The 17,792-nt window shown below is 70.9% G+C and carries 15 protein-coding genes and 1 pseudogene; 9 read left to right on the forward strand and 7 right to left on the reverse strand.

Translation table 11 applies throughout. The features are described 5' to 3' along the window. The first annotated feature begins 314 nt into the window (after positions 1 to 314). From ACZ6QQ_RS36550 to ACZ6QQ_RS36575, 6 genes are read left to right on the forward strand one after another with little or no spacing between them, the layout of a single operon-like run. Positions 315 to 1,334, forward strand: coding sequence for a LacI family DNA-binding transcriptional regulator (locus tag ACZ6QQ_RS36550; RefSeq protein ID WP_465882606.1), 1,020 nt, complete (start codon positions 315 to 317; stop codon positions 1,332 to 1,334). Then, entirely contained in the window at positions 1,331 to 2,602 is a 1,272-nt protein-coding gene (locus tag ACZ6QQ_RS36555; RefSeq protein ID WP_465882608.1) for a sugar ABC transporter substrate-binding protein, read from the forward strand. The genes ACZ6QQ_RS36550 and ACZ6QQ_RS36555 overlap by 4 nt, the downstream gene beginning before the upstream one ends. Positions 2,603 to 2,604: 2 nt before the next feature. Then, positions 2,605 to 3,585, forward strand: coding sequence for a carbohydrate ABC transporter permease (locus ACZ6QQ_RS36560; protein WP_465882609.1), 981 nt, complete (start codon positions 2,605 to 2,607; stop codon positions 3,583 to 3,585). A gap of 5 nt (positions 3,586 to 3,590) precedes the next feature. Next, positions 3,591 to 4,445 (forward strand): carbohydrate ABC transporter permease, encoded by an 855-nt coding sequence (locus ACZ6QQ_RS36565; RefSeq protein ID WP_465882610.1) that lies wholly within the window; start codon positions 3,591 to 3,593, stop codon positions 4,443 to 4,445. Positions 4,446 to 4,480: 35 nt separating this feature from the next. After that, the gene (locus ACZ6QQ_RS36570) at positions 4,481 to 6,025 is read left to right on the forward strand and encodes a DUF3131 domain-containing protein (RefSeq protein ID WP_465882612.1); all 1,545 of its coding nucleotides are present in this window, start codon (positions 4,481 to 4,483) and stop codon (positions 6,023 to 6,025) included. After that, positions 6,022 to 7,869, forward strand: a complete 1,848-nt coding sequence (locus ACZ6QQ_RS36575) for a GH39 family glycosyl hydrolase (RefSeq protein ID WP_465882613.1) — start codon at positions 6,022 to 6,024, stop codon at positions 7,867 to 7,869. Before ACZ6QQ_RS36570 ends, ACZ6QQ_RS36575 begins: the two co-directional genes overlap by 4 nt. Before the next feature lie 71 nt (positions 7,870 to 7,940). Here ACZ6QQ_RS36575 and ACZ6QQ_RS36580 read toward each other — a convergent pair whose 3' ends face one another. The 5 genes from ACZ6QQ_RS36580 to ACZ6QQ_RS36600 form a co-directional block, all read right to left on the reverse strand. After that, positions 7,941 to 8,360, reverse strand: coding sequence for a VOC family protein (locus ACZ6QQ_RS36580; protein WP_465882615.1), 420 nt, complete (start codon positions 8,358 to 8,360; stop codon positions 7,941 to 7,943). A 164-nt stretch (positions 8,361 to 8,524) separates the two neighbouring features. After that, the gene (locus tag ACZ6QQ_RS36585) at positions 8,525 to 8,752 is read right to left on the reverse strand and encodes a DUF6289 family protein (RefSeq protein WP_465882617.1); all 228 of its coding nucleotides are present in this window, start codon (positions 8,750 to 8,752) and stop codon (positions 8,525 to 8,527) included. A 272-nt stretch (positions 8,753 to 9,024) separates the two neighbouring features. Then, entirely contained in the window at positions 9,025 to 9,600 is a 576-nt protein-coding gene (locus ACZ6QQ_RS36590) for a hypothetical protein (protein ID WP_465882619.1), read from the reverse strand. Between the two features lie 198 nt (positions 9,601 to 9,798). Next, positions 9,799 to 10,062 carry a response regulator transcription factor gene (locus ACZ6QQ_RS36595; protein ID WP_465882621.1) on the reverse strand — a complete coding sequence of 88 codons (264 nt, stop codon included), beginning with the start codon at positions 10,060 to 10,062 and terminating at the stop codon, positions 9,799 to 9,801. Between the two features lie 336 nt (positions 10,063 to 10,398). After that, complete coding sequence (locus tag ACZ6QQ_RS36600; protein ID WP_465882622.1) at positions 10,399 to 11,196, reverse strand: LLM class F420-dependent oxidoreductase; 798 nt, start codon at positions 11,194 to 11,196, stop codon at positions 10,399 to 10,401. 102 nt (positions 11,197 to 11,298) lie between these two features. Here ACZ6QQ_RS36600 and ACZ6QQ_RS36605 point away from each other — a divergent pair. Then, a pseudogene (locus ACZ6QQ_RS36605) lies at positions 11,299 to 11,661 on the forward strand (IS982 family transposase); the annotation flags it as partial. On the opposite strand, the gene ACZ6QQ_RS36610 reads toward ACZ6QQ_RS36605, so the two are convergent. Next, entirely contained in the window at positions 11,658 to 13,556 is a 1,899-nt protein-coding gene (locus ACZ6QQ_RS36610) for an RNA polymerase sigma factor (RefSeq protein ID WP_465882624.1), read from the reverse strand. The pseudogene ACZ6QQ_RS36605 and the gene ACZ6QQ_RS36610 overlap by 4 nt on opposite strands. Positions 13,557 to 13,700: 144 nt before the next feature. On the opposite strand from ACZ6QQ_RS36610, the gene ACZ6QQ_RS36615 reads away from it, so the two are divergent. After that, entirely contained in the window at positions 13,701 to 16,211 is a 2,511-nt protein-coding gene (locus tag ACZ6QQ_RS36615) for a S8 family peptidase (RefSeq protein ID WP_465882626.1), read from the forward strand. A gap of 85 nt (positions 16,212 to 16,296) precedes the next feature. Then, on the forward strand, positions 16,297 to 17,160 hold the full coding sequence (locus ACZ6QQ_RS36620; protein WP_465882628.1) for a hypothetical protein: 864 nt from the start codon (positions 16,297 to 16,299) through the stop codon (positions 17,158 to 17,160). A gap of 90 nt (positions 17,161 to 17,250) precedes the next feature. On the opposite strand, the gene ACZ6QQ_RS36625 is transcribed toward ACZ6QQ_RS36620, so the two are convergent. Further along, positions 17,251 to 17,646, reverse strand: coding sequence for a RidA family protein (locus ACZ6QQ_RS36625; protein WP_465882629.1), 396 nt, complete (start codon positions 17,644 to 17,646; stop codon positions 17,251 to 17,253). Positions 17,647 to 17,792: the final 146 nt, after the last annotated feature.

Here is a 17,792-nt window from a genome sequence, read left to right on the forward strand (position 1 = left end):
TACAACCCCGGTGTAACCCGGCGGTTCCTGTCCGGTGCCCCGCTGACTCCGAAAAAGTTACCGGATGACCGGTTCAGAGCCAAATCGATCAAGGTATCTGTGTACCCGCGGGCCCCCGGCGGGGCGACGCCGCACGTACCTGCCCGCCGACCCGCGTCCGCCGGCCCTCGGGATCCGTACGGGCCCTGGCGCTCAGGGGTGATTTGTCGCTAGGTGCGTATCGAAGATTCGTTGTTTCCGATCCGTGAGGTCGGGGTACCTGGCCCGCCGTGGCGATGAAAGCGCTTTCAGAGTCGAAGGCGGGCCCCAGGGCGGTGACCATCTACGAGGTCGCCCGCCGGGCCGGCGTCTCGATCGCCACCGTGTCGCGCGCGCTTCGCAGCCCCGAACTGGTCACCGCAGCCACCCGGGAACGCGTGAAGCAGGCCGTCGACGAGCTCAACTACACCCCCAACCGGCTCGGCCGCTCGCTCGCCGAAGGCCGGCACGCCGCCAACGGCATCGTCTTCCCCGACCTGACCGGCCCCTACTACGCCGAGGTCGTCCTCGGCTACGAGGAGGTGGCCTCCGAACTCGGCCGCAGTGTCCTCATCCTGGCCACCCACGGGCGGCGGGACGCCGAGGCGGCCGTGGTCGAGCTCGCCGGGCGGGTCGACGGGCTGGCCGTCATGGGCAACACCGTCGACGACGCTCTCGTACGGACGATCGCCGCCACCGGCACCCCGCTGGTGCTGCTGGCCCGCCCGCCGGTCGAGGGCATCGACACCATCCGCACCCGCAACGAGCGCACGGCCGCCGAGCTGACCGCCCACCTCGCCGCACACGGGCACCGGCGGATCGTCTTCCTCGGTGACCCGGCCGCCTCCCCGGACACGGCCGGCCGCTACGCCGGGATCGTCCGGGCGCTGCGATCCCACGGGCTCCCCGCCCCCGGCTGTATCCCGTGCGCCTACGACGTCGAGGCCGGCGAGCGGGCCGGCGCCGAACTGGCCGGACACGCAACCGACGCGGTCGTCTGCGCCAACGACGAGATCGCGCTCGGCGTACACCTCGCGGCCGAGGCGGCCGGCTGGTCCGTACCCGATGACCTTGCCGTGACCGGGTGGGACGACGTGCTCGCCGCCCGGTTCGCGGGCCTGACCACCGTCTCCCAACCGATGCGCGAACTCGGCGCGACCGCGGCCCGCTGGCTGCACGGACGCATCGCCGAACGGGAGGCCGGCACCCGGCGTGCCGCGGCGCGACGACGAACCCTTCCCACGCGGCTCGTCATCCGGCGCAGCTGCGGGCCACACCCATTGGAAACCCCGAATCCCCTCGGAGGTACGACATGAGGAGAAAACACCTGCGGTTCGCCGCCGTCACCACGGTCGCGTTGGCCGCGTCGGTCGCACTGGCCGGCTGCGGCCGCGACGCGGGCGGCGGCGACGAGCAGGCGCGCGGCGTCAGCGCGGGCAGGGCGAGCGGCGACATCACCGTCTGGGCGATGGGTGCCGAGGGCGAGAAACTCGCCGACTTCGCGAAGGAGTTCTCCACCGAGAACCCCGACGCGAAGGTCACCGTGACCGCGGTGCCGTGGGACGCCGCGCATCAGAAGATCGCCAGCGCGATCGCCGCGAAGCAGACCCCCGACGTGTCGATGATCGGCACCACCTGGCAGGGCGAGTTCGCCAAGACCGGTGCCCTCGACCCGACACCCGACGTCGTCGAGCGGGACAGCTTCTTCCCCGGTGCCTGGGACACCACCATGGTCGGCGACACCTCGTACGGCGTGCCCTGGTACGTCGAGACCCGGCTGATCTACTACCGCAAGGACCTGGCGGCGCAGGCCGGTTTCCCCGACGGCCCGAAGTCGTGGGACGACCTCAGGGCGATGGCCCGGGGCATGCAGGAGAAGGCCGGCGCCACGTGGGGCATGAACCTCCAGCCCGGCAAGACCGGCAGCTGGCAGTCGGTCATGCCGTTCGCCTGGTCCAACGGCGCCACCGTCGCCACCGAGGACGCGCTGACCTTCGACAGCCCCGAGTTCACCGAGGCGCTCGCCTACTACCAGTCCTTCTTCACCGACGGCCTGTCCCCGACCGAGCTGCCCGAGGGCTCGTTGGAGCCGGGCTTCGTCAAGGGTGAGATCGGCGCGTTCATCTCCGGACCGTGGCACGTCGGCATCCTCAACGAGCAGGGCGGCGCCGGCTTCGCGAACCGGTACGCGGTGGCGCCGATGCCGATGAAGAAGTCCTCGACCTCGTTCATCGGCGGCAGCAACCTCGCGGTTTTCAAGGATGCCGGCAACCGCGACGGCGGTTGGAAGTTCGTCCAGTGGCTGAGCCGGCCCGAGGTGCAGGTCCGGTGGTACCAGGCGGTCAAGGACCTGCCGGCGGTGCAGTCGGCCTGGGACGACCCGACGCTCTCCGGTGACCCGGTCCTCGCGGCGTTCGGCCGGCAGCTCGACGACGCGAAGGCGCCGCCGGCGATCCCGACCTGGGAGCAGATCGCGGCCGCGTTCGACATCGAGGTCGAGAAGCTCGCCAAGTCGAACACCGACCCGGCGACGACGGCCAAGGCCATCCAGGAGAAGGCCGGCGCCATCGGAACCGGGAGCTGACGGTGACCGGCGCCCCTGCGGCGACGGCACCCGCACGGCCGACCGGGACAACCGGGGTGCCCCGTGCGACCGGCCCGGACCGGCCCGCCCGGTCGGTCCGGCGGCGGCAGCGGCTACGTCGCGCGCTGACCGGCTGGGCCTTCTCCGCGCCCTTCACCGCGCTCTTCCTCGTCTTCATGGCGGTGCCGGTGCTGGTGTCGCTGCTCATGAGCTTCACCGACCTGCGCTCCACCGACCTGCGCAACCCGTTCGCCGTCAACATCGTCGGCCTCGACAACTACACGCGGCTGTTCGGCGACGAACTGTTCCTGCGCTCCTCGCTCAACACACTCGTGTTCGTCGTGGTCGGCGTGCCGCTCACGATCGTGATCGCGCTGGCCGCGGCGGTGGCCCTCAACTCGGGGCTGGTCCGTTTCCGGGCGCTGTTCCGGGTCGGCTTCTACCTGCCCGTGGTGACCAGCATCGTGGCGATCGCGGTGGTCTGGCGTTTTCTCCTCGACCCGGAGGTGGGCCTGGTCAACAACCTGCTCCGGCTGGTCGGGGTCGACGGGCCGAGCTGGCTGTTCGACCCGCAGCTGGCGCTGCCGTCGCTGATCGTCATGGCGACCTGGCGCAACTTCGGCTTCCTCATGGTGATCTTCCTGGCCGGCCTGCAGACCGTACCGGCCGAACTCTACGAGGCGGCGACGCTTGACGGCGCGACCCGCTGGCAGCAGTTGCGCAGCGTCACCCTGCCGCTGCTGCGCCCGACGCTGCTCTTCGGTGGCGTGGTCACCGGAATCGGCTACCTCCAGCTGTTCGAGGAGCCGTTCGTCATGACCCAGGGCGGTCCGCTGTCGTCGACCCTGTCGGTCAGCTACCACATCTACAACCAGTTCGGGTTCGGCAACTACGGCTACGCGGCCGCCGGCAGCTACGTGCTCTTCGTGGCGATCGTCGCGCTGTCGCTGGTGCAGTTCCGCCTGCTCGGATCGAGGGACTGACCACGATGACCACGACACACACCCCCCGAGGGCAACGACAGCGGGACCGGGTCGCGCGTACCGTGCTCCACGTCGTACTGGGCCTCGGCCTGCTCACCGTCGTCGGACCGTTCGTCTGGATGGCGCTGTCGGCGGTCAAGCCCGAGGCGGAGATCCGGCGGGTGCCGCCCACGTGGTGGCCGGAGACGGCCACGCTCGACAACTTCCGCGAGCTGTTCTCCCGGCTCGACTTCCCGCTCTACTTCTTCAACTCGGCACTCGTCGCGACGGCCGTGACCGTGGGCAACCTGCTCTTCTGCTCACTGCTCGGCTACGCGCTCGCCAAGCTCAGGTATCCGGGAAAACGACTGCTGTTCCTGGTCGTGCTCGGCATGCTCATGGTGCCCGGCATGGTGACCTTCGTGCCGCAGTTCGTGCTGGTCAGCAACATGGGCCTGACCAACACGTACGCCGGACTGATCCTGCCGTTCCTCGCCGGCCCGTTCGGCGTGTTCCTGATGCGGCAGTTCCTCCAGTCGATCCCCGACGACCTCATCGAGGCGGCCCGGATCGACGGGGCCGGCGAGTTCCGCATCTTCTGGCGGATCGTGCTGCCGCTGTGCCGACCGGCGCTGGCCACCCTCGGGATCCTCACGTTCCTCGCGTCCTGGAACAACTTCCTCTGGCCACTCGTGGTCGCCACCACGGAGGACAGGTACACGCTGCCGGTGGCCCTCGCGCTCTACAGCGTCGGCCAGAACCGTACCGACTTCGGCCTGCTGCTCGCGGGCGCGGTCGTGGTCGTACTGCCGGTGCTGGTCGTGTTCCTGTTCCTCCAGCGGCACTTCCTGCGCGGCATCGCGACCACCGGACTCAAGTAGGCCGACCCACGCCGACCACGCACGTAAGGAGACCCATGAGACGTCTGCTCGCTCCCCTCATCTCGATCACGCTGCTGCTCGCCAGCGGTACCGCCGCCGTCGCGGCCCCCGACGCGCGCGGTGCCGACCGGGCACTGCTCGGCTACGCCAGGGACACCTGGCGCTCGATGGTCGCCATGACCGACCCGGGCACCGGTCTGGTCGCCGACAACATCACCGGTGACCTCGCCGTCGGCGGCCGCTCCACCTACACGTCGCCGACCAACATCGGCGGTTACCTGTGGTCGGCGGTCGTCGCCCGCGAACTCGGGATCATCTCCCGCAAGGAGGCGCGCGACCGCGTCGCGAAGACCCTCGACACGCTCGCCGGGCTCGACCACCACACCCCCAGCGGCATGTACTACAACTGGTACGACCCCCGAGACGGCTCGGTCGTCACGGTCTGGCCCGACGACGGCAGCCGGATCTACCCGTTCCTGTCGAGCGTCGACAACGGATGGCTCGCCGCCGCGCTCAACGTGGTCAAGGGCGGCGTACCGGAGCTGCGGGACAGGGCCGACAGCATCCTGCGGAAGATGAACTTCGGCTTCTACTACAACCCGGCCGCGACCACCCCGTTCGGTGCCAGCGGGCTGATCGCCGGCGGCTTCTGGGACGCCCCACCGCCGGGCTGTTCGTTGCAGCGTGACGGCGTCTGGTTCACCTGCAACCACTACGACATCACCGTCACCGAGCCGCGCATCGCGACGTACCTCGGCATCGCCGCCGGGCAGATCCCACCCTCGGCCTACTACCACACCATGCGTACGCTGCCCGCCGGCTGCGACTGGAGCTGGCACGAGATGCAGCCGGTCGGCTTCGACACGGTGCACGAGGGCGTGCCGGTCTACGAGGGCGCCTACCGCTACCGGGGCATCCAGTTCGTGCCGAGCTGGGGCGGGGACATGTTCGAGGCGCTCATGCCGGACCTGTTCGTACCCGAGGCGCGGTGGGCGCCCAACAGCTGGGGCCGCAACCACCCGGCGACCGTCGCCGGGCAGATCGAACACGGCCTGGACGACGCCGGTTACGGCTACTGGGGCTTCTCCCCCGCGAGTGACCCGGCCGGCGGGTACCTGGCCTGGGGTGTCGACGCGATGGGAATGGACACCGACGGCTACCCGTCCGACGTGGAGAAGTCGACGTACGACGCCGGCTTCGGCGACTGCCGCCCGGCCGGTCCCGCGCCCGAGTACGGCGACGGCGTGGTGACCCCGCACGCGGCGTTCCTCGCCCTGCCGTACGCCAAGGGCCCGGTCGTCGACAACCTGGCCCGGCTGCGGGCCGACTTCGACTCCTACGGCCCCGGCGGCTTCTACGACGCGATCGCGGTCGGCAGCGGCACCGTGGCGAAGCGCTACCTCTCGCTCGACCAGGCGATGATCATGGGCGCGCTCGGCAACGAACTCGCCGACGACCTGCTCCGCCGCGCGTTCGTCTCGCCGCAGTTCGAACACCGGATCCGCCCCCTGATCGCGAAGGAGACGTTCAACGTGCCCGCACACCAGGATCTGCCGCAGCTGCGGGGGTCGCGCTCATGACGGTCGGCGACATCGGCACGCAGGCGCGGGCACAGTGGGTCGAGCTGATGGGCGGTGGCGGGGCGCAGGACCGCGCGCCCGGCGAGGCCGTCGAGGCCGACCTGCCCGCGCCCACCGGGCTCGTCGCGGTCGGCGGCCGTGGTCAGGTCACCCTCCGCTGGGACCCGGTCGAGGGCGCCATCGGGTACGCGGTGCACCGCGCGACCAGTTCCACCGGCCCGTTCACCGTGGTCGACCACGGCGGCGGTGACGTCCTCGCGGTGCCGCACGGCCCGTACGCGGACACGACGATCGAGCCCGCCCGCGAATACTGGTACGCCGTCGCGCCGCTGGCGACGGTGACCGCGATGGGCCCGCTCTGTGTTCCGGTGAGGGGCGGTGCGCTCGACGCGGCGGAGACCGTACGCCCGCTTCTGCTGGAGGTCGCGGCGGACGCCGACGGCGGCCCGCTGCCGCGGCCGTGGCGCTTCATGGTCGGGTCGGAGCACCTCTCCCATCTGCTCAGCACCGAGCGCACCGGGGGCCGGGAGATCGGGTCGGAGCTGCGCGAGGCGTTGCGCCGCACCCATGACACGCTCGGCGTGCGAACGGTGCGCGCCCACGGCATCCTCTGCGACGACCTCGGCGTGTACCGGGAGGTCGACGGCGAACCGGTACACGACTTCACCGGTGTCGACCGGGTCTACGACACGGTCCGGGCGCTCGGGATGCGGCCGATCGTCGAGCTCGGCTTCATGCCGCGCGACCTGGCGACGGATCCGGACAGGACGGTCTTCGCCTACCGGGGCATCATCTCGCCGCCGAAGGACTGGACCCGCTGGGCCGACCTGGTACGGGCGCTCGTCGCGCACCTGGTCGACCGCTACGGGCTCGACGAGGTACGCGACAACTGGGCGTTCGAGGTCTGGAACGAGGCGAACCTGTCCGTGTTCTGGTCCGGCACTCCCGCCGACTACTGGCGCCTGTACGAGGTGACCGCGCGGGCGGTCAAGGACGTCGACGGCGGCCTGCGGGTCGGTGGACCGGCGACGGCCGCCGTCGGCTGGGTCGACGAGCAACTGCTCGTCGACAACCCGGTCGACTTCCTGTCCACCCACATCTACGGCAGTCCGCCACTGGATCTGCGTGGTCTGGCCGACCGCCGGGGACGGCCCGAGCTGCCGCTGTGGTGGACCGAGTGGGGCGTCACCGCGACCCACGGCAACGAGATCAACGACCGGGTGTTCGCGGCGACGTTCCTGCTGCGCGGGATGCGGTCGGCGGCCGGTCGGATCGAGTCCCTGGCGCCGTGGGTGGCCTCGGACCACTTCGAGGAGTTGGGGCGGCCGGCGCGGTTCCTGCACGGCGGGTTCGGACTGCTGACCGTCGGCAACCTGGCGAAGCCGAAGTTCTGGGCGCTGACGCTGGCCGAACGGCTCGGCGACACCGCGTTGCCGGGCGCGCTCTCCGGCGACGGCGCCGACAGCCTGGTCGAGTCGTGGACCGCGCGCGGCGACGACGGCACGGTCGGCGTACTGCTCTGGAACGGCACCCTCGACCATTCCCGCAGCGAGGGCGATCCCACGCTCGACCGGACCGTCCGGGTACGGGTCACCGGGCTCGCCGATCGGACGTACGACCTGCGGGTGTGGCGGGTCGACGACACCCACGGCAACGTCGCCGGTCGGTGGCGGGAGATGGGCGGCGGTGACTGGCCGACCGACGAGCAGTGGGCCGCCCTGGCCGCCGACGACCGGCTCGATCCGACCTCGACGGAGACGGTGGAGCCGGCCGACGGCATCGTGGAGGTGACGCTGGACCTGCCGAACCCGTCGATAGCGATGGTGGAGCTGGTCCCGCGCTGAGCTACCGAAGTGTCAGGGGGCGGAACCTCGCACCCTGCAACCGCGCGCCCCGGCGGGGTGGATCGGGCCGGTCAGAGTCCCTGGCCGATCTCGACCAGGTACCCGTCGGGGTCGCGCAGGTAGCAGCGGATCTCCGTACCGTGGTCCTTCGGTTCGGTGAGGAAGTCCGCGCCGCGGGCCTTCCACTCCGTGTAGAGCTTCCGGATGTCGGTGACCCGGACGTTCATCGCACAGCTCAACGTGTCGGAGTCGGCCGGTGCCTTCGCCTGCACCGTCGGCTTGTCGTCCGTGGGGCCGCCCTCGACGTTGATGATGATGTAGCTGTTGAAGAACTTCATGATCAGCGGGCTGCTCTCGTGGACGCAGGTGGCGCCGAACACCCGCTCGTAGAACTCTCGCGACCGGTCCAGGTCCCGGACGATCAGCAGGGTCGCGAGGAACATTCCGTCCGTCGGTTTGAAATAGTCCGGTGCCGCGTTGGCCAAGGCCATTCTTTCCCCCTACACCGCTGGCAGAGACGCTTCGGGCGGCCAGCGGCATTCCCCGGAAACTCGGAGCGAAACGTCACGGCGACCGGACGCGCCGGGCCGCGATCACCGACATCGCGGCCCGGCAGCAGACCCACCCGTCGCCGGGGACGGTACGCGGCCCCCGATCAGCAGGGAGTGAAGTAGAGGTTCCGGTAGCCGGACAGGGTCCCCCAGCTGCCCGAGGGCTGGCCGCAGCCGGACCACTGCTGCCCGATCAGCTGGGTCTTGGCCGGGTCGGAGTAGTAGGCGTACACGATGAGGCTCTCACCGGGCGGGATCGCCTGCGCGGGGGTCGCGGCGGCGGCCAGCAGTCCGGTGGCGAGGAGGGCGGCCACGAGGCCACGTCGAAGCATGGGGTCCCCTTCGTTCGCGGTGATCGATCAAAGGTCATCCTCGCCACTCGCCGTCGACTCCGTCAACGACCGACGTCGATCCCGTCGGTCGGCTCTCCGACCGTCTCGGCCAGGGCTCCGCCCCGTCCCGCGAACAGTCCGGCGCGTCCCCACGATCGTGGAGAGCTCGGCTCGCCAGCACCGGCCGAACTCTCCAGAATCATGAAAGGCAGGAGTGCCGGTACCAGGCGTCGTGAGGGCCCCTGACAAAGGTGGGGGATGGCAGTCGCCGGCTATCCGGAGGCGGCTGCCGACTGCGCCGGCCGGCGCGATGCCTGGTACAGGGAATGGATGCCGAGGTAGAGGAAGGGAAGGAGTAGAAGCAGGTCAGCCACGTGTGCGATGGACGCCTCCCGGGTGATCCGGCTGAGCGGGAACGCGAGGCCACCCAGGACGACGAGGACACCGATCGCCACGGGGGCTGCCCGCAGCCGGAGCAGCATCACCCCGAGCGCCACGAGCACCAGGGGGAAGAGCGGGCCGCAGGCCCAGTAGAGGGCGTTCGCGGCGAGCGGGAATTCGTTGAGCCGCTCGACGGCCGCCGTGTGCGAGATGCCGAACATCTCCTCGTGGATGGACTGGATCGAGAACGCCAGACCTCCGGTCGCGCCGAAAACGGTCAGGGGCAGGGCGGTCGCGACATAGCGCGGGGCGCGGGGCCGTAGCTGTTCGTAGAGCGCGATGAGGCCGATCAGCCAGCACGTGATCCCCAGGGCCGTCAAGGTGCCGCTGGTGACGCCTTGACTGTCGTGGAGCCAGAAGAAGCCGGCGGCAAAGTTGAGCGCCGGGCCGAGAATGAGAAACACCATGCGTACGACGTTGTGGTCGCCCGGCGCCGGGCAAATCCGCTGATCGTGGCAGCGCCGCTACCTCGGCCGCGGTACACCGGAGAGCCCACCGCGGTACACGAGGAACGTTGCCCTGGCCCGAGGCCGTCCGTCCGGCACGTCAGCGGTCACCCGGCCTGTGCGGACCACACTGACCCGGGTCGGTTGCCCGGCGGTGCGCTACCGCGGTCGTCGTAGCCCGGCAAGCCCGCCGCGGTAGGCGAACACCACGAGCTGGGCCCGGTCCCGGGCGCCGAGCTTGGTCATCGCCCGGTTCGCGTGCGTCTTCGCGGTGGCCGCGCTCATGCCGAGCTGCATGCCCACCTCCGCGTTGGAGAGCCCGTCCGCGACCAGCGTCACCACCTCGCGTTCACGGGCGGTCAGCGTGTGCAGGCCGGGCACCTGCGGGCCGTCGGCATAGGCGGCGATCAGCCGCCGGGTCACCTCCGGCGCCCGGCTGCACCGCCACGACCGCCAACCGGTACGCGGTGACCACCCCGGCCGCAGCCGCGATCCCGGCGTCCACCGCCCAGCGACGTCCTCGACCACCGCCGAGCGACACAGCGGCCACGGTCCCGCCTCCCATCCGGCCACTGTACGTAGCCGGGCACCGGGGTGCGTACCACGAACGCGGTACTCCGGCCGCCCGACCCGCCACTCAGGGCTTACCGGGTGGGTTCGGCGGCCAGCAGCGTGCAGATGCGGGTCGAGGTCCAGGCCGAATTCGAACAGGGGTCGATGTTCCGCTCGACGGGCGGCACCGCCGGTACTTCAGTCTCCTCATGACCGTCGCGGTTGGGCGTTCTGCTCGTCGCGCCAGGCGAGCCAGCGGCGCAGCTCGTCCAGGTTGAAGTCCGGCCCGCGTGTCATCAGGGTGAACATGCCGGCGCCGCGCTCGCGCATCTGCGCTCCGATGGTCCACGGGTCGCCCTCTACGAACACCGCTCGTTCGATCGTGGCCGGATCGCGCTGCAGCTCGTCGCAGTAACTGTCAAGTTGACGGGACTTCTCGCTGAAGACGTCGTCATCGGCGAAGGTGTGCCAGATGTCGGCGTACCGAGCCACCAGTCGCAGAGCCTTCGGTCCGTCGGCGGCCACCAGGATCGGCACCTTCCGGATCGGACGCGGGTTAAGAAGGGCAAATCGGCGTTCGATGCGCTCCAAAGCCTCGGCCAGTTGCTGCACACGCTGAGCCGGTGAGCCGAACTCGAAGCCATACTCCTGGGCCTCCCACTCCCGGAAGCCTGCGCCGAGGCCGAGGATCAACCGGCCATCGCTGACGTGATCGACCGTGCGTGCCATGTCGGCGAGCAGGTCGGGGTTGCGGTAAGCGACACAGCTGACCAGTGCGCCGATCGCGGCCTGGTTGGTCGACTCGGCCCATGCTCCGAGCATGGTCCAACACTCGAAGTGCTTGCCGGACGTGTCCTTGCCGAGTGGGAAGAAATGGTCCCAGTTGAAAATCGCGTCGACCCCGAGCGCGTCAGCTTCCCCGGCGGCCCGCCGGATGGCCGCATAATCGGCCCGCGACGGTGGAATCTGGATCGCGACTCGGATCGTGCCCGGTGTGGTTATCACGATCGAGAATCCTAGATCTGGAGCGAGCCCGACCTCACGTGTCCTAGACGATCTATTCCAAGAGGTGCGGGCGGCGACCTCGACAACGACCGTCTCCTGACCCACCCCGACGGGCTGATCCTGATCGTGGACAAGGGCTACCGCGACACCGCGACCGAGCGACTACTGGCCGAACGCGGCGTGAGCATGATCCGACCCGCATACAGAACAGAACAATTACGACCCGGGCGGACGCTGCTACGCGCGCTGCGCCAGAACATCGAGTCGGTCAACCAAACCCTCAAAGGACAGCTCGACCTGGAGCAACACGGCGGACGCACCCCAGCCGGCGTGGCCGTACGCGTCCTGCAACGCGTCCTCGCATTGACCGCCGTGATCTGGCACGACTGGCACACAGACCAGCCAGTCCTACGATCCCTGACCGCGTACGACCACGGACCCCTTGGAATAGATCATCTAGCCTAACCCGGCTGAAGGCAGGGGTCGACGACCTGGTACGACGGGCTCTGCGCCGTACGTCCGTCACCGTCGGTCGCCCGCACACTCCAGGTGAGTGTGGAGGCGCGCAGCTGTCCCACGGTCACCCGCGCGGACGACCCGTCCACCGTCATGGCCCGGCTCGACGCGGTACCCCCGGCGGGCGTCCAGCGCACCTGCGCGGTGCTGATCGCGGCACTGCCGGTGGCCCGTACGACCAGGCTGTAGCTGCCCTGACCGCAGCGCACGTGGGCGCTCGCCGTCACGGTGAACGGCGCGGCCAGCCGCGCGGCGGCGGACGGGCGGGGCGCGGTCGGCCGGGGCACCGTCGGCGGCTGGGTCGATGCGGTCGCCGGGCCCGGAACAGCGGCCGGTCCGGCGTCGACCGGTGGGACGTCCCGCATTGCCGGGTCGGCGGACGCGCCGCCGGTGTCGGCCGGGCCGGTCACCGGCACCGACGGGTCCGCGGGGCCGGTGGTGGTGGCGACCGACGGGTTCGCCGGCCCGCCGACCGGTGCGGCGGCTCCCGCACGGTCGGCCGGTACACCGGAGGTCGCCGTCGTCTCCTCGGTGCCCGGCCGGCCGGTCCCGATCGCCCAGATACCGGTCGCGACGAGGAGCACCAGCACCCCGGCGGTCGCGGCCAGCCGTCGGCGGCGCCGATCGCGGCTGGCCGTCGAGGTCGGACGGACGGGATGCGCTCCGGCACCTCGCACCGCCCCGCCACCGGCGGCGGCCGGCGCGGCGGCCGAATCGTCAGCCCGCTCCTCGGCGGATCCCTTGCCCGGCCCGATGGTTGAGCCGCCAGCCGGCTCGACCGTCGGTCCGTCCCCCGTCGGTCCGTCCCCGGGCCCGGCGGTCGCCCCCGAAGGTGACGAGCCGTCCGCCGCTCCGGTCGGCGCCGCAGACGCCGATGGCGCGGTGGCAGAAGGTGCGGTGGCTGAAGGTGCAGTCGACTCGGCGGTGGACGGCTCGACCTCGACCCGGCCGCCGGCCGCGTCGGCGGGCAGGCCGCCACCCGACACGTCCTCGGCCGACGCGTCGCCACCGGACGCGTTGCCGTCGGAGGCAGCGCCGTCGGAGGTGTCGGTCGGGCCTTCGTGCGCATCGGCCTCGGCCAGGCTGGTCCACACCCTGTCGGCGACGACGAGGAACCCCGGTGCGGTGTAGGCGGACAGCAGCGCCGCCGGGTTGAGCTGTTCTCGCCGGACAATCCCGCAGCCGGCGCAGTTGTCGATGTGCCGGGAGACCCGCTTGCGCAGGGTCGGGGTGAGCCGGCCCTGCCAGCCGTCGAGCACGTCGGCCAGGGCCGGGCAGTCCCGTGCCCCGCTGCGGGCGACGAGCAACGCGCCGAGCGCCCGTTCGAGCTGCGACCGGGCCCGGGAAAGGCGGGCGTGCGCGTGGTTGGCGGGCACCCCGAGGGCCGCGCCGATCTCGACGGCGGACAGGTCGTGGCGGATCGCCAGGTGGACCACCTCGCGGTCGCCGGGACTGAGGGCGGCGGCCGCGGTGTGTACGAGGTCGCGTACCTGGTCGGCGTTGACGCCGGTGCCGGGATCGGCGGTGTCGGCCACCGGCTCGTCCGCCTCGTCCAGGGGTGAGGATCGGGACCGCTCCCGCAGCTGCCGAAGGCACTCGGTACGCACGATCGCGTACAGCCAGGGGCGGAGCCGGTCGGGGTCGCGGAGCTGGTCGATGCGCTGGCCGGCGGTGAGGAACGCGTCCTGGACGGCGTCCGCGGCGGCCTCCGGCTCCCGCAGCATCACCCGGGCGTACGTGTAGAGCCGGTCGGCGTAGCGCCGGTACAGGCCCTCCAGCCCGGAACGATCGCCCCGGCGCATCGCCTCGACGAGCGTCCTGTCGTCCGGTGCCGCCCCGTCCATCCGTGCCCCCAACTCCTCACCAAACCCATGCGGTAGCCGGTCCAGTAGAACGAAGAAAAAACTTTCCGGGGTCTTTCTGTTGGCATGTTGACCCGCCGGCTCTCCTACCGGTGTCACCGCACCGCCGACACCGAGGAGAGGCTCATGACTCTGACACGTACCACCCAGCGACCGGTCGCCGGCCCACGCCGGTTCCTGGTCACCACCGCCGTCGTGGCGGCGCTCGCCGGAGGGCTCCTCACCGGCACCGGAGTGGACGCCGCAGCGGCGCCGGCACCGAGCGGCCCGGCCGGCACCACCCGTACGGAACCACTGGTCTTCCGGGTCGACCAGGGGCTCGCCGCACCCCGCCTGGCGATCGATCCCGTCGGCCGGCTCGGCACCGATCGGGAGATCGGCGTGGTCGCCGGACCCGACGGCACGCCGGCCGGCCTGGTACTCGACGAGGTGATGGTGCGGACGGCCGACCAGACCGAGTTGGACGCCTTCCTGACCCGCTGGGGCGGGCAGGTGCTCGACTCGTTCGCGCCGGACGCGCAGGGGCAGGACCATCTGGTACGGGTGGACGCCGACCGCGCCGACCCGGCCGGACTCGTCGCCGACCTGCTCGCCGCCGAACCGGGTCAGTCCGGTGCGTACCGGGTCGGCGACGAGCGGGCGCTGCGGTTGCTGGCGCTGGCGGCGGCCGAGTGGCGGGCGGGAACCGAACTCGTCCTCGACTGGCTGGTGGAGCCGTCCGGCATCGTCGACGGCGAGGTGTTCGAGGCTCCCGGCATCGGGAAGAACGTCTTCGACTGGTCGTTCATGCGTGCCGGCGGTGCGATGGACACCGGCGTCGCCCCGGCCTGGCAGTTGCTGGAGTCCAAGGGCAAGCTCACCAAGCAGGTGAAGTACCTGGTACTCGATGGCGGGTTCCAGTCCAACCCCGACTTCCCGAGCAAGGTCTCCCTGCACAAGGCGGAGTGGGGCCAGGCCAACACCAACGACTGCACCAACGGTACGCCCTGCCCGTGGCACGGCACCGACGTGACGCTCGCCGGGATGGGCCGGGTCGACAACGACTACGGCACCGCCGGCCCGGCCGGGCCGGTGGTCGAGGAACTGGTCGCCGTCCGCAACGGCATCGACTACTGGACGGTGCTGCGCCGGTTGGAGAAGGCCGCCGAGTCGACCCACCCGGACGTGGTCAACCTCAGCTTCACCCGCGACGTGACGCTCGGCACGTCCTGGGCCCGTACCTGGACCGACCGGCGGATGAAGCACGTCCGGGACACCGGAGCGCTGATCGTCGCCGCCGCCGGCAACAACGGCACGAACGTCGACGGCGACACGCTCTGGGTGCCGTGCGAGAGCACGCACGTCCTCTGCGTGGGTGGCATGAACACGGACGCGACGGTGTCGGGTGGATCGAACTTCGGCACCAAGGACCTCACCACCTCGGTGGAGATCTACGGCCCGATGTGCGTGCAGGGCCTCGTCGATCCGGGCGAGCCAGCCAACAACGCGACGAAGACCACCTGCGGTACCAGCGTCGCCGCGCCGTTCGTCGGCGGTGTCGCCGCCCTGGTGATGGCCGCCGACCCGAGCCTGACCTCCGCCGAGGTCCGCGACATCCTCAACAACACCGCCCATGTCGGTGGGCTCGGCGCCAAGGTGGCCGGCAGCCAGCGCCGGATCAACGCCCTGGCCGCCGTCGCCGAGGCGCTGGGGGTCGAGGTCGACAAGCCCTCGGTGACCATCAGCACGCCAAAGACCCAGCAGCAGTTCGGTGTGAACCAGAGCGTGGACCTGTGGGGCACGGCGACCGACTTCCTCGGCCAGGAAATCCCGCTCACCTGGACCAGCAACATCGACGGTGAGCTGGGCGACGACTCGATGACGGTGGTGCCGTCGCTGTCGGCCGGTACCCACCTCATCACGGCCAGCGCCACCGACAGCCTGGGACGCACCGGTTCGGCGACGGTGACCGTCAAGGTGGTGGACAGCCCGACGACGGTGGCCATCATCTCGCCACCGTTGGGGCTGACGCTCGCCGCCGGTCAGTCGGTCAGCCTGGTCGGCACCTCGATCGACCCCGACGTCTTCGGACCGGTGCTCGACGGGGAGGCATCCTGGAAGGTCCGCCGGGGCAACACGGTGGTCCTCCAGAAGACCGGTCACCAGACCCTGCTACCGGCGGGGTCGGTCACCCCGGGGTCGTACACGGTGGAGTTCACGGCCGGCGGCGCCGTCGCGCAGCGCACCTTCACGGTGACGTCGGTGCCGGCCGGGCAGTCCCGGCCGACCGCCACCATCAGCCAGCCGGCGGCGGCACTGAAGCTGTCCACGATCGGTGCCGGGCCGATGTCGGTCGGGTTCGTCGGTGCGGGCACCGACGCCGAGGACGGCGCGCTCGCCGGGACCCGCTACCGGTGGACCGCGTACGGCGACGGCGGTGTCAAGAAGGTGCTCTGCCAGGGCAGCGCGGTGCCCACCGGTGGCCCGATCGACGACAAGGTCGTGCCGAACAGTTGCGCGGGTTTCACCGGACAGTTGGGCCTGCTGCCCAGCGGGACCACCACGACCACGTACTCGGTGTGGCTGGAGGTCTTCGACTCGACCGGGCTGGTCGGCGTGGATTCCGTGCCGGTCGAGATCCAGCAGGTCACGCCCTGACCGTTGAACCGTCCAGCACCGACGACACCAGATATCCAGTCAGTTCCGACATACGAACCAGGGGAGAGAAACCATGAAGAACGGGATGACATCAAGCCGGTGGGCGCGTTGGACGGTCGCCGGGGGCGCGGCGTTGAGTGCGGTCCTGCTCGGCCAGCTGGCGCTCGTCGGCCCGGTCGCCGCGGTGCCCGGCCTGACGCTCCGGACGACGTTCGGACCGAGTGACAGCGTCGCCAAGACGCAGAGCTCGGTCTGCCCGGCGGGCACCAGGGTCATCGGCGGCGGTGGCGCGATCACCGGGTCGAGCCCCGGCCAGATCGGCATGGACATCATGCTGCCGCTGGTCGACGCCAACCTCTACTCGGTGACCGGCCGCGAGGACAGCAACGGCGTCGCCGGCAACTGGGCGGTCACCGCCAGCGCGCTCTGCGCCCCACCGCCCTCCGGCCTTCAGGTGATCACCGGTCACTCGGCGGTCAACTCCGTCAACCCGAAGTTCCTGGAGCTGTTCTGCCCGGCGGGCAAGCGCGCGATCGGCGGCGGCGGCGCGGCCCTGGCGCTCGGCTCCGGGTCGAGCGAGGTGCTGCTGGAGGACGTACGCGTCAACCAGACCAGCGTCACGGTGGCGGGCGTCGAGGCCGGCAACAACCTGGCGGAGAACTGGTCGCTGGACGTCGCCGTCATCTGCGCCGACCCGCTGGTCGGAGAGCAGCGGGTGATCGTCGACAGCGTCCTCGACTCGACCGTCAACCGGTCGGTCACCGCGACCTGCCCGGCGGGCAAGCGGGTGCACGGGGTGGGCGGTGAGATCGTCGGCGGCAACGGTGAGGTACGCCTGACCGAGATGCGGGCCACCTCGTTGACGACGGTGACCGTACGGGCCGCCGAGGACGAGAACGGCTTCGGCGGCAACTGGAAGGTGCGCGCGTACGCCGTCTGCGCGACCTGACCGAAGTGGTTCGTACCCGTGGTCCCGCACCGGTTCGTCGGCGCGGGACCACGGGTCGTCAGCGGTCTCGGGTCGACCTGCCGGGCCCCGTCACGGCCGGTCCGCGCGGCGGCGGGCGTACACCTCGATCTCGATTTTCATCCGGGGGTCGGCGAGGCCGCAGACGAGCATCGTCGCGGCCGGGCGGACGTCGCCGAACCGGCGGCGCAGGGTGGGCCAGCACGGCTCGAAGTCCGCCCGGTCGGGCAACATGTACCGGACCCGGACCACGTCGTCGAAGCCGCAGCCCGCCTCGGTCAGCGCCGCCTCGATGTTGCGCAGGCACTGTTCGGCCTGCTCCACCACGTCGTCGGAGATCGTCATGCTCGGGTAGTCGAATCCGGTGGTGCCGGAGACGTGGACCTGGTCGCCGTCGACCACCGCGCGGGCGTACCCGATCTGTTCCTCGAAGCTGGAGCCGCCCAGGATCGCTCGTCGTTCGACCATGGCGGGAACGTATGCGGCCAGCGCGAACATGTCCACCACGTAGGTGATACGGGCGGGGGGGGGGGGGGGGGGGGGGGGGGGGGGGGGGGGGGGGGGGGGGGGGGGGGGGGGGGGGGGGGGGGGGGGGGGGGGGGGGGGGGGGGGGG

This window comes from Micromonospora sp. NPDC049529 (assembly GCF_055586685.1).